Source organism: Serratia sp. K-E0102, assembly GCF_029962625.1.
In the GTDB taxonomy this organism is placed as follows: domain Bacteria; phylum Pseudomonadota; class Gammaproteobacteria; order Enterobacterales; family Enterobacteriaceae; genus Serratia; species Serratia sarumanii.
In genome coordinates, this window is record NZ_CP124754.1 from 2,963,142 (window position 1) to 2,975,332 (window position 12,191).

General features: G+C 58.4%; 13 protein-coding genes and 1 riboswitch. Of the genes, 7 read left to right on the top strand and 6 right to left on the bottom strand.

Translation table 11 applies throughout. The features are described 5' to 3' along the window. Window positions 1-7 precede the first annotated feature (7 nt). On the bottom strand, window positions 8-1,552 hold the full coding sequence (locus tag SSARUM2_RS14190) for a TerC family protein (RefSeq protein ID WP_060438570.1): 1,545 nt from the start codon (window positions 1,550-1,552) through the stop codon (window positions 8-10). A 563-nt stretch (window positions 1,553-2,115) separates the two neighbouring features. Between SSARUM2_RS14190 and manX the strand changes: the two genes are divergently transcribed. The 5 genes from manX (at window position 2,116) to mntP (ending at window position 6,286) form a co-directional block, all read left to right on the top strand. Next, window positions 2,116-3,075, top strand: a complete 960-nt coding sequence (manX, locus tag SSARUM2_RS14195; protein WP_033654424.1) for a PTS mannose transporter subunit IIAB — start codon at window positions 2,116-2,118, stop codon at window positions 3,073-3,075. Between the two features lie 56 nt (window positions 3,076-3,131). Further along, window positions 3,132-3,932, top strand: a complete 801-nt coding sequence (locus SSARUM2_RS14200; protein WP_033634888.1) for a PTS mannose/fructose/sorbose transporter subunit IIC — start codon at window positions 3,132-3,134, stop codon at window positions 3,930-3,932. 15 nt (window positions 3,933-3,947) lie between these two features. After that, window positions 3,948-4,790 (top strand): PTS mannose transporter subunit IID, encoded by an 843-nt coding sequence (locus SSARUM2_RS14205; RefSeq protein WP_033634889.1) that lies wholly within the window; start codon window positions 3,948-3,950, stop codon window positions 4,788-4,790. Between the two features lie 54 nt (window positions 4,791-4,844). Beyond that, window positions 4,845-5,303 (top strand): DUF986 family protein, encoded by a 459-nt coding sequence (locus SSARUM2_RS14210; RefSeq protein WP_060452584.1) that lies wholly within the window; start codon window positions 4,845-4,847, stop codon window positions 5,301-5,303. A gap of 218 nt (window positions 5,304-5,521) precedes the next feature. Next, window positions 5,522-5,709: riboswitch (yybP-ykoY riboswitch) on the top strand. Window positions 5,710-5,716: 7 nt separating this feature from the next. Then, on the top strand, window positions 5,717-6,286 hold the full coding sequence (gene mntP, locus SSARUM2_RS14215) for a manganese efflux pump MntP (protein ID WP_033647683.1): 570 nt from the start codon (window positions 5,717-5,719) through the stop codon (window positions 6,284-6,286). A gap of 64 nt (window positions 6,287-6,350) precedes the next feature. Here mntP and rlmA read toward each other — a convergent pair whose 3' ends face one another. Continuing rightward, complete coding sequence (rlmA, locus tag SSARUM2_RS14220) at window positions 6,351-7,169, bottom strand: 23S rRNA (guanine(745)-N(1))-methyltransferase (protein WP_060438569.1); 819 nt, start codon at window positions 7,167-7,169, stop codon at window positions 6,351-6,353. Window positions 7,170-7,330: 161 nt separating this feature from the next. Here rlmA and pgeF point away from each other — a divergent pair, with 161 nt between their 5' ends. After that, window positions 7,331-8,047 (top strand): peptidoglycan editing factor PgeF, encoded by a 717-nt coding sequence (gene pgeF, locus SSARUM2_RS14225; protein ID WP_060452583.1) that lies wholly within the window; start codon window positions 7,331-7,333, stop codon window positions 8,045-8,047. 52 nt (window positions 8,048-8,099) lie between these two features. Here pgeF and cspE read toward each other — a convergent pair whose 3' ends face one another. From cspE to SSARUM2_RS14240, 3 genes are all read right to left on the bottom strand, one after another. Continuing rightward, complete coding sequence (gene cspE / locus SSARUM2_RS14230) at window positions 8,100-8,309, bottom strand: transcription antiterminator/RNA stability regulator CspE (RefSeq protein ID WP_002221949.1); 210 nt, start codon at window positions 8,307-8,309, stop codon at window positions 8,100-8,102. A 41-nt stretch (window positions 8,310-8,350) separates the two neighbouring features. Then, a complete protein-coding gene (locus SSARUM2_RS14235; protein WP_002211058.1) occupies window positions 8,351-8,467 on the bottom strand; it encodes a DUF2627 domain-containing protein in 117 nt (38 codons plus the stop codon). 682 nt (window positions 8,468-9,149) lie between these two features. Beyond that, window positions 9,150-10,184, bottom strand: coding sequence for an MBL fold metallo-hydrolase (locus SSARUM2_RS14240; protein WP_060452582.1), 1,035 nt, complete (start codon window positions 10,182-10,184; stop codon window positions 9,150-9,152). 220 nt (window positions 10,185-10,404) lie between these two features. Here SSARUM2_RS14240 and SSARUM2_RS14245 point away from each other — a divergent pair, with 220 nt between their 5' ends. Beyond that, complete coding sequence (locus SSARUM2_RS14245) at window positions 10,405-10,695, top strand: hypothetical protein (protein ID WP_033647690.1); 291 nt, start codon at window positions 10,405-10,407, stop codon at window positions 10,693-10,695. 46 nt (window positions 10,696-10,741) lie between these two features. Here the strand turns inward: SSARUM2_RS14245 and SSARUM2_RS14250 are convergent, their stop codons facing one another. Beyond that, on the bottom strand, window positions 10,742-12,103 hold the full coding sequence (locus SSARUM2_RS14250) for an amino acid permease (RefSeq protein WP_060421412.1): 1,362 nt from the start codon (window positions 12,101-12,103) through the stop codon (window positions 10,742-10,744). Between the last annotated feature and the right edge of the window lie 88 nt (window positions 12,104-12,191).

Genomic DNA, 12,191 nt, shown 5'->3' on the forward strand with positions numbered 1-12,191 from the left:
GTGAGGGTTACGCGTGCGCCGTCTCGTCCAGGACGACGCGGGTAACGCGCACCAGTTCGATACGGTATTCGGACACCTCAACGATATCGAACCGCAGGTGGTTCAGCTCAATGCTATCTCCCGCCACCGGCATCTGCCCGTAATGGGCCAGCAACAGCCCCGCCAGGGTGGCATAGTCGGCGGTGGGGCTGACCAGGTCATCGCAGGCCAGCGCCTGTTCCAGCGAGTGCAGATCGGTTCCGCCCTTCACCTGCCAGCCGTCGCCTTCCGCCACGATGTCCGGCGTTTCGTCCTCGTCCGGGAATTCACCGGCAATCGCTTCCAGCACGTCCAGCGGCGTCACCAGCCCCTGCACCACGCCGAACTCATTGGTGACCACCACCAGACGCCCTTTGGCGCGGCGCAGCACCGCCAGCAGCTTGATGACGTCCATGGTTTCCGGCACCACGATCGGCGGCGTGCGGGCGGCGAACTCGGCGATATCTTCCCCTTGCTCCAGCGCCACCAGCAGATCCTTGGCGCGTACCACGCCGACGATCTCATCCACCGAATCGCGGCACACCGGGAACAGGCTGTGTGGCGTATCCAGCAGCTGTGCGCGCACCTCCTCGCGGGAGCGCTCGCAGTCGACCCAGGAAATGTCGGTGCGCGGCGTCATCACGCTGCGCAATGAACGCGAGGCCAGCGTCAACACGCCGCTGATCATATAGCGCTCTTCCGCCGCAAAGGTTTCATCCCTCGGCAAGGTGACTGCATCGTCCGTCTGCTGCGCACGCTGCTGCCCCATCAGGCGCATGATCGCTTCCGCGGTGCGCTCGCGCATCGGGCGACGCGCTTGATGCTTGATAAAGTTGCGGCGCGCGATCTGGTTGAACAATTCAATCAGGATCGAGAAGCCGATAGCGGCATACAGGTAGCCTTTAGGAATGTGCAAACCGAAGCCTTCGGCGATCAGGCTCAGGCCGATCATCAACAGGAAGCTCAGGCACAGCACCACGATGGTCGGGTGCGCGTTGACGAAGTTGGTCAACGGCTTCGACGCCAACAGCATCACCGCCATCGCGATCACCACCGCCGCCATCATCACCGGCAGATCGTTCACCATGCCCACGGCGGTAATCACCGCGTCGAGCGAAAATACCGCGTCGAGGATCACGATTTGCACCACCACCGCCCAGAACTTGGCGTAACCGCGGTTAGCGCCGTCTTGATGCGTCTGCCCTTCCAGTCGTTCATGCAGCTCCATGGTGGCCTTGAACAGCAGGAACACCCCGCCGAACAGCAGGATCAAATCGCGGCCGGAGAAGCTGAAATCGCCGACGCTGAACAGCGGCGTGGTCAGGGTTACCATCCAGGAGATCACCGACAGCAGGCCCAAACGCATCAGCAATGCCAGCGACAGGCCGATAATGCGCGCCTTGTCGCGCTGCTTCGGCGGCAGCTTGTCGGCCAAAATGGCGATGAACACCAGGTTGTCGATGCCCAGCACAATTTCCAGCACCACCAACGTCAGCAACCCCGCCCAAATAGAGGGGTCCATTAAAAATTCCATATCAGACTCCAGCGAAAAGTGGGAATGCGCGCACGCCGCGCAGACGTGACGATGCCGCCGCTGCGTGGGCGCAGTCGACACTAGCAAAGTGACGGAATGGGGTTACCGGGAGATGGCCGAAGGGCCGAACAGCATATGCAATGCCAGCAGGTGGCGGATGAAACCTGGAAAAACAGTAACTTCGGTGACAGTCCATAGGGAGGGCTGAGGCCCTTCACTCCTTAGTAATGAAAGAAGGAATTACTGTATCAGGATTTTTCTGGGGGACAAAGCGGCTTTTTCAACGGCGGTTTAGGGTGACGCCCCCGTCATGTCATCTGCGACAGCTAAGATTTCTCCGAGCATTCAATAGCGGAGCAGCGTCACAAAAAATATTTTTTCACTCACTAAAATAAATGTCGCGTTCGTGAAGTATTGCGCACAGGCATTTGAAACTGCGTGAGAAATGTTAGGCGTGCGTTTCTTTTTTTCTACCATAATGTATCTGAACCGCGGAAGTGACTGCCAAGACGGCGCGGAGAAACGACACAAACCGCGCCTGGAGTTCAACGAGGAGGTAGCGAGTGGCAATAGCTATTATCATCGGCACACACGGGGCTGCAGCGGAACAACTGCTGAAAACGGCGGAGATGCTATTGGGCGAGCAGGACAACGTCGCCTTTATAGACTTCGTTCCCGGTGAGAATGCCGAGACGTTAATCGTCAAGTACAACGAGAAAATCAGTGGGTTGGATACCAGCGGCGGCGTGCTGTTCCTGGTGGATACCTGGGGCGGCAGCCCGTTCAACGCCGCCAGCCGCATTGCGGTCGACAAGGAAAACTATGAGGTCGTCACCGGGGTCAACATTCCGATGCTGGTGGAAACCTTCATGGCGCGGGACGACAACCCCGCCTTCGATGAACTGGTGGCGCTGGCTTTGGAAACCGGCCGCGAAGGCGTGAAAGCGCTGAAAAAACCGCAGGAAGAACCCGCAAAACCCGCAGCACCCGTCGCCAAAGCCGCTGCCCCTCAGGCGCCGCTGGGGCCGAATGACCACATGAAAATCGGCCTGGCGCGCATCGATGACCGCTTGATTCACGGCCAGGTCGCTACCCGCTGGACCAAAGAGACCAACGTCAGCCGCATTATCGTCGTCAGCGATGAAGTCGCCGCCGACCATGTGCGCAAAACCCTGCTGACCCAGGTCGCCCCGCCGGGCGTCACCGCTCACGTGGTGGACGTGGCGAAGGCCATCCGCGTCTGGAACAACCCGAAATACGCCAACGACCGCGTGATGCTGTTGTTTACCAACCCGACCGACGTCTTGCGTCTGGTGGAGGGCGGCGTGGATATTCAATCCGTCAATATCGGCGGCATGGCGTTCCGTCAGGGGAAAACCCAGGTGAACAACGCCGTTTCCGTCGATGAAAAAGATATCGAAGCGTTTAAGAAACTGAACGATCGCGGTATCGAGCTGGAGGTGCGTAAGGTCTCGTCCGACAGCCGGCTAAAAATGATGGACCTGATTAACAAACTCAATTAGTGGCGCCAGCCGCTGATTATTTTACTCAGAGCTTTTTTGGTCATAGGAGAAGTGCAATGGAGATCACCACTCTTCAGATTGTGCTGATATTTATCGTTGCCTGTATCGCCGGGATGGGTTCCGTCCTCGACGAGTTTCAGTTCCACCGTCCGCTGGTCGCCTGTACCCTGATCGGCTTCATTCTCGGCGATATGAAAACCGGCATCATTATCGGCGGTACGCTGGAAATGATCGCCCTGGGCTGGATGAACATCGGCGCGGCGGTCGCGCCGGATGCCGCCCTGGCGTCCATCATCTCGACCATTCTGGTCATCGCCGGCGGGCAAAGCGTCGGCGCCGGTATCGCCCTGGCCATTCCGCTGGCGGCGGCCGGCCAGGTGTTGACCATCATCGTGCGCACCCTCACCGTGGCCTTCCAGCACGCGGCGGACAGCGCGGCGGAGCGCGGCAGCCTGCGGGCCATCACCTGGATCCACATCGGCGCCCTGCTGCTGCAGGCGATGCGTATCGCCATCCCGGCGGTCATCGTCGCCATCTCGGTCGGCACCGCCGGGGTACACGCCCTGCTCAACTCGATCCCGGAAGTGGTCACCAGCGGCCTGAACATCGCCGGCGGCATGATCGTGGTGGTCGGTTACGCGATGGTGATTAACATGATGCGCGCCGGCTACCTGATGCCGTTCTTCTACCTGGGTTTCGTGACCGCCGCCTTCACCAACTTCAACCTGGTGGCGCTCGGCGTCATCGGCGTGGTGATGGCCGTGCTGTACATCCAGCTTAGCCCGAAATACAACAAGTCTCAGGTTGTCCAGGCCGGCCCGGCTAACGCGAACGATCTCGATAACGAACTCGACTAGGAATAGGTGAGAGAAATGGTTGATACAACTGCTCAAAAGAAACTCACGCCGGCCGATATTCGCGGCGTATTCCTGCGCTCGAACCTGTTCCAGGGTTCGTGGAACTTCGAACGCATGCAGGCGCTGGGTTTTTGCTTCTCGATGGTACCGGTGATCCGTCGCCTGTATCCGGAAAACAATGACGATCGCAAACAGGCGATCAAGCGCCACCTCGAGTTCTTCAACACCCACCCTTACGTGGCGGCGCCGGTGCTCGGCGTAACCATGGCGATGGAAGAGCAACGCGCGAACGGCGCGCCGATCGACGACGGCGCGATCAACGGCATCAAGGTCGGCCTGATGGGGCCGTTGGCGGGCGTCGGTGACCCGATCTTCTGGGGCACCGTGCGGCCGGTGTTCGCCGCGCTCGGCGCCGGCATCGCCATGAGCGGCAGCCTGCTCGGGCCAATCCTGTTCTTCGTGCTGTTCAACCTGGTGCGCCTGCTGACCCGCTACTACGGCGTGGCCTACGGTTACCGTAAAGGGGTGGATATCGTCAACGACATGGGCGGCGGCTTCCTGCAGAAACTGACGGAAGGGGCGTCCATTCTCGGCCTGTTTGTCATGGGGGCGCTGGTCAACAAGTGGACGCACGTGAATATCCCGCTGGTGGTGTCCAAGATCACTGACCAGACCGGGCATACCAACGTGACCACGGTGCAGACCATCCTCGACCAATTGATGCCGGGCCTGGTGCCGTTGCTGCTGACCTTCGCCTGTATGTGGCTGCTGCGCAAGAAAGTCAACGCGCTGTGGATCATCATCGGCTTCTTCGTCATCGGTATCTTTGGCTATTGGATTGGCCTGCTGGGCCTGTAATCGTTCGAAACGGCCGGGGGGCAACCCCCGGCTTTTTTATGTGTGGAGCAAGAGATGTCACTGACCGACGCCGTACTGATGCTGTTTATCACCCTGCTGTTGCTGTACTCGCTGTATGACGAATTCGGCATGGATCTGCTGAAAGGCAAAACGCGCCTCAAGGTGCTGCTCAAACGCCGCCACCGCCTCGACAGCCTGATTTTCGTCGGCCTGATCGCCATTCTGATTTACCGCAATGTCACCGACAATGGTGCGGTATTAACCACCTACCTGCTTATTTCCTTGGCGCTGCTCGCTATCTATTTTTCTTATATTCGCGCTCCCAAGATGGTGTTTAAAGCGCAGGGTTTTTTCTTCGCCAATGTGTTTGTTGAATATAACCGCATTAAAGCCATGAATTTATCGGAAGACGGTATTCTGGCCATCGACCTGGAACAGCGCCGGCTGTTGGTTCAGGTGACACACCTGGACGACCTGGAGAAGATTTATCAGTTTTTCGTTGATAATCAATAGATAAATAAATTACCGCCTTGTTACCGCTCAAACCTTGCGCGGCCTGTGGGTAATTAATGGGCTGCGTCACTTTCACTCTGACTATTATTTCCGCAACATTGTTACCCACGTCTACATTATATTCCCACATGAAATTAGATTAATGAAAACGAGTCTCAATTAAGCGCGAACATCACGCCAGAATAAAGTTGTCGGTGGCGGAAATAATATGGTATGGTTGCGCCGTCATTGGGGAGTAGCCGGTTTCTGGAGAATAAAACGCCAGAAACGCCCGTATCAACATACTCGTTTCGCCGTATGAAACGTGGTGCGGGCAGCCAGGTAAGGTTGGCGAGACCATAGACACGTAACTCCGTCGTTTGGTTGGGGGTGGGTTACGTGTATATGGAGCCACCCGGCCGAGGCTATTTCACATGAACCTTTCAGCAACACTCATTCTCGCTTTCGGCATGTCCATGGATGCTTTCGCCGCTTCGATCGGCAAAGGCGCCAGCCTGCATCAACCCCGTTTCCGCGAAGCGATCCGCACCGGCCTGATCTTCGGCGTGGTCGAAGCGATCACCCCGCTCATCGGTTGGGCCATCGGCCTGTTCGCCAGCCAATACATCATGGAATGGGACCACTGGGTCGCCTTCTCGCTGCTGTTCATTCTCGGCATGCGCATGATTGTCGAAGGGGTGCGCAACAAACCCGATGAAGAAGAGAAGGTCAAACGCCACGGCTTCTGGATCTTGGTGGCTACCGCTATCGCCACCAGCCTCGACGCCATGGCTATCGGCGTCGGCCTGGCCTTCCTGCAGGTCAATATCGTGCACACCGCCATGGCCATCGGTTGCGCCACCATGATCATGGCGACGCTGGGCATGATGATCGGCCGCTTTATCGGCCCGCTGCTGGGCAAACGCGCCGAGATCCTCGGCGGCGTGGTGCTGATCGGTATCGGCGTCAACATTCTGCTGGAGCATCTTGGCTACCTGGCCTGAGGCGCTCGCGCTACAAAAAAACCTGCCGCGGCAGGTTTTTTTGTTTCTGGGCTCACTGCGCCTGTTAAGCACGGCGCCGGTACAACGCCAGCACGAAATCCGTTTCGCACTCAAACTCGCCGCCGTGCGCCAGCCGCTGCTGCACCTCCGGCGTAGCGCGCCAGGCGAACGGTGTCATCTGCAGCAGGTTGGCGGCCTGTGCGCCCGGCAGGGCCATCGTATAGGCCAGCGCCTCTTTACGCTCGCACTCGAAACCGTCGAACTGTTCGTCCTGCTCGGCATGCAGCTGCACCTGCTGGTAGACCTGCTCTTTCAGCTGGTACAGATGACGCGGGCCCGGCGAAACCGTCACCACCACGCCGCCCGGCTTCACCACTCGCGCCAGCTCCGCCGCCTTGCAGGGCGCATAGATGCGCAACACCGCATCCAGCGCCCCGTCGGCGAACGGCAGGCGATGGCTGGAGGCGACGCAGAACGAGACCGCGGGATAACGCTTGGCAGCGTAGCGGATCGCCACCTTGGCGACGTCCAGCCCATAAACCGCCATATTGCGCTGCTGCGCCAGCCGTGCGGCCACGGCGGCGGTGTAATACCCTTCCCCACAGCCTATATCCAATAACGCGCCTGCATCGGCCGCCAGCGCCAAATCCAGCCACTCTGCCACCTGCTGTTGCAGCGGCTGATAAAAACCGCCGTCGAGAAACGCGCGCCGCGCCTGCATCATTTCCGCGCTGTCTCCCGGCTGCTTCGATCGCTTGTGCTGTACCGGCAGCAGATTGACGTAGCCTTCTTTGGCTTGATCGAACTGATGATTGCCGTCGCAACGCCAGTGTTGCGATGAGAAATGCAGCGGTTGATGACACAGGGGGCATTGATAAGACATGAATGGGCTTCCAGAAAGACAGGGCGCGGCTAGTCTAAAGAAGGCGTCGGCTCGATGCAAGGCGCATCCCCGCTCGCTTTCGCCGCCAACAACGCCTGGTCAAGCGGGGAAAAAGCTGGCTACACTGTGAGTCTGTTTTCTCACGCAGGTGAAAATAACTTATGAGCGATCGTTCCGCGCTGCTCGATGCGGTGCCCCACATTCAGCACGGCTTCGGCAGCAAACTCGCGCTGCTGCCGGGGCATCTGCTGCCCTACAGCGCCACGCTGCCGGAAAAGAAGCAGGTGCACGGCACCCGTATCGTCGAGGTGCTGCAACCGGCGCAGGCGTGCGGTGAAGCCGACGGCTTCTACACCCGCCAGCCCGGCATTCTGCTCGGCGTGCTGACGGCGGACTGTCTGCCGGTGCTGTTCAGCCGCCGCGACGGCGGCGCCATCGCCGCGGTTCATGCCGGCTGGCGCGGGTTGCTGGACGGCATTCTGGAACAGATGGCAGCGCGCATTCGCCAGGACGGCGACACCGCCGACTGGGTGGTCTCTATCGGCCCCGCCGCCGGCGCGTGCTGCTACGAAGTCGACGAAGCGCTGGTGGAGAATTTTAAACAGCGCCTGCCGCTGCCCGCCACGCTGATCAGCCCGCATTACCGGCATCTGGATTTGGCCGCGATTGCCGAATACAAGCTGGCGGCGCTGGGCTTCGCCGCCGTTGACCGCGCCGGCAGTTGCACCATCTGCACGCCGGACGTCGACCCGCAGCGGCCGCAGCGCTTCAAGTACACCAGCTATCGCCGCAACAGCCATCAGCGCGCGCAGGATCCGACGCATCCGGGGATAAAAGGCCGCAACCAGTATGCCGGCATCATCATCGCCGCCGGATGACGGAAACGAAAAAGCCCGCGCGGAGGCGGGCTTTTTGTACAGCTGACGCTGATTAGATAGCAGTAACGTTTACTGCAGATGGGCCTTTCTGGCCATCTTGGATTTCGAACTCAACGTTCTGGCCTTCAGCCAGGGTTTTGAAGCCGTTACCCTGGATTGCAGAGAAGTGTACGAACACGTCTTTGCTGCCGTCAGCCGGGGTGATGAAACCGAAACCTTTAGACTCGTTGAACCACTTAACTTGACCTTTGATCTTTGCCATCTTGAGTATTTCCTTTGGATTGTTTAAACCGCCCGTGGGCGTTACATAGACAAACTAGAGTCGTTACTGCTTGAGGCACTAAGATAAGGATCGGCAGAGAAGCGGTATTCAACGCTAACGTCTTTACTCAGAACTTCTTTACTGAAAATGCCACACATATACAGAACTGTACCTCGTTTTACCCAGATGCGTTATCACATACTCTGTATGCGATGGCAAGCCATTTTTAATCACTGAACGACATGTCGCACATATTTGAAACGGTCGAGCGCCGCATTTGCTTAAATAGCCCAAAAGATGTTGAAGCATCGGCTATTTTCTGCTTGCCAAAATCACTGCGCCAGACCCCGCATTCTGATAGCGTTTTAACAAAACTTTCATCGTTTTGACGCCTCTCCTTCTCGGCACTTTCGCTTTTTTGCCGCTTATAGCGTTAAAAAATTTGAATCTTTATGGAATGTCATATGCAACATTTGAATATCGATGAACGGGGGCCAATTTATTCAATGCTCCTCCGACCCTTTAGCGCCGGAAAGCGCATTCATCGTCGGTCTTCAACCCTGCCGCCACAGGGTGAGAACCCCATCGCGTCGGAAGGCGCAAGTGAAGCGGGTACCGCGGGCAACGGTTGCATAAGCATGCAACCTCCAGACGCCTCTCCCGCTGGCCGGTTGTTTCATCCTAAATAATCCGAAAGCCACGAGTCTGAATAACCGGAATAATCTTATGAATAGCGAAAGTGTGGCATGGAATTAAATCTTGAAGATCGGGTGGTTATTTGAATCACCACCCGTGCTTATCGATTCTGCTAATTACCGCCACGCTTTCAAACCGTTGATCTTATTCTTTCCCCGGTACCGCAGGGTGAAGAGAGAACGCTTGCTGCGAGTCCTGCAACGCGATCCGCTCGCCAATCTTCAACGGGTGGAATTGATGCTGATCCAGCCCCGCCTCGCTCAGCGCCAGGTTCAACTGCTGCGGCGGCTCGTCGAGCGATTCGTCCGCCAATTCGAATACCCCCCAATGGATGGGAATGGCGCGCGGCTGATTCAGCTCGCGATATAGCGTCACCGACTGCTGCGGATCCATATGCTGCTCCTGCATGAACCAGCGCGGCGCATAGGCGCCAATCGGCAGCGCCGCCACGTCGAACGGCCCCAGCCGTTGACCGATCTCCGCCAGCCGTTCCGAATAGCCGCTGTCGCCGGAAAAATAAAACCGCAGCGCCGGATGGTGGATCACCCAGCCGCACCACAACGAGCGATTGCGATCCCACAGCGTGCGCATGCTCCAGTGCCGCGCCGGCGTGGCGTAGACCGTCAGTTCGCCCAGCGACAGGCTCTGCCACCAGTCCAGTTCATGCACCTTCAGCCGATAGCGGCGAAACCAGCGCTTCAATCCGAGCGGCACGATAAACTCGGCCTGTGGAAAGCGCCGCGCCAGCTGCCGCACCGTGCGCTTGTCGAGATGATCATAATGATTATGGGAGATCAGCACCGCATCCACCGCCGGCAGTTGTCCCACCGTCAGCGGCGTCGGCGTTCTGCGCTTCGGGCCGTAGAAGCTCAGCGGCGATGCGCGTTCGGACAACACCGGGTCGATCAGGATATAGCGCCCGCCCAACCGCAGCAGCATTGACGCATGCCCAAGCCACCAAATGCTGTCATCGCCGCCGCTGAGATCGGCGGGTTGCCACCAACGCTCGGTAAATTGCGCGTAGCCCTGCTGCGGCGGCCTGGGCAGCCCCTGCCGCTTGCGTTCATCCTGCCAACGCTGCAGGTCGCCCTCCTGGCGCTGCGAGGGTTCCGGGTTGCGAAATCCCTCCGGCGTGTGATGCGCCTTGGCCGCGTCGTAATAACGGTTGATTCTCTTCATCCTGCCTTTTCTCCCGACCACTGCGCCCTGCACGGGCATGACTTTCAGTGTAACAAACCCGATGAAGCTCGCACTTTGTCAGCCGTGCGCTGCATCTCGGGACCTTTTGCCGTATGCTGTTGTCTCACTCCGGTGAGACAGCCAGGGCCGCCAAGAGCTCGTTAAGACTCTCTTAAGATCTTTGTGATTGACTTGTAGGGCATACAGAAAAGGAGAAGTTATGAGTCGTTCTACATCCCGCAAATCAGGCATCGGCCTGGGGCGCCGTATTCGCAGCGCGCTGCTGGCGCAGAAGCAATACTGGAAAATGTATTTCGCCATGAAGCTGCGCCGTCTGCGCGTACCTGCCCCGCTGGTGGTGCTGGGCGGTTCGCTGCTCGGATTCTTCATGCTGACCCTGCTGATGCTCAGCGTGGTCGCCATCGACGTGATCAGCACCCTGCTGCTGCTGTGTCGGAAACTGCTGGGGCGGGGGCATAGTGAGGGGCGCGCCTTTATGCCGCGCGGCTAACGAGAAAAGAAGCGGAGGCGCGCAATACGCCTCCGCAGCATACCGATTAACGCTTGGTGCCTTTACGGCGCGTCAGCATAAACCCGCACCACAGCACCGCAATCCACACCGGCATCAGCAACACCGAAATGCGGATCCCTTCGCTGAAATACATAATCACCAGAATCAGGCTGAGGAACGCCAGGCACAGGTAGTTGCCGAACGGGTACCACAGCGCCTTAAAGCTGGGAATGACGCCCTGGCGGTTCTTGGCGGCGCGGAATTTCAGGTGCGCCAGGCAGATCATCACCCAGTTGATCACCAACGTTGAAACCACCAGCGCCATCAGCAGCTCAAACGCCTTGCCGGGCATCAGGTAGTTAATCAGCACGCCGATCGAGGTAATCAACGCCGATAGCGCAATGGACAGCACCGGCACGCCGCGCTTGTTAACCCGCGTCAGCGCCTGCGGCGCATTGCCCTGGCTGGCCAGCCCGAACAACATGCGGCTGTTGGCATAAACGCCGCTGTTGTAGACCGACAGCGCGGCGGTCAGCACCACCACATTGAGCACGGTCGCCACCAGATTGCTGTTCAACGCATGGAAAATCAGCACGAACGGGCTGCCCCCCTCCACCACTTGCCCCCACGGATAGAGCGACAGCAGCACGGTCAGCGAGCCGATATAGAAGATCAGAATGCGGTACACCACCTGATTGGTGGCTTTGGGAATGCTGCGGCGCGGATCGGCGGCTTCCGCCGCGGTGATGCCGACCATTTCCAGGCCGCCGAACGAGAACATGATCACCGCCATCGCCATCACCAGCCCGGAGAAGCCGTGCGGCATAAAGCCGCCCTGCTGCCACAGGTTGGTGATGCTGGCCTGCGGCCCGCCGTTGCCGCTGACCAACAGCCAGGCGCCGAACACGATCATGCCGACAATCGCCACCACTTTGATGATGGCGAACCAAAACTCGGTTTCGCCGTACAGGCGCACGTTCACCAGGTTAATCAGGTTGATCAGCACGAAAAACAGCGCGGCGGAGGCCCAGGTGGGGATCTCCGGCCACCAGTACTGAATGTAGATGCCGACAGCGGTCAGTTCCGCCATGCCGACCAGAATGAACATCGCCCAATAGTTCCAGCCGGAAAGAAAGCCGGCGAAGTCGCCCCAATATTTATAGGCAAAGTGGCTGAACGATCCGGCGACCGGCTCCTCCACCACCATTTCGCCCAGCTGGCGCATGATTAAAAACGCGATAAAACCACCGATGGCGTAACCCAACAGCACGGCGGGGCCGGCCATTTTAATGGTTTGCGCAATGCCGAGAAATAAACCGGTACCGATGGCGCCCCCGAGGGCAATAAGCTGTATATGTCTGTTTTTTAAGCCGCGTTTTAGCGGAGTATCCTGATGCTGACCGCCCATCTTATCCTCATATGGCGTACACCCTTGCCGCTATCGGCCAAGATTTCACCAATCAATAAATGTATCTGCGGGCGGCTTTTTAACACTT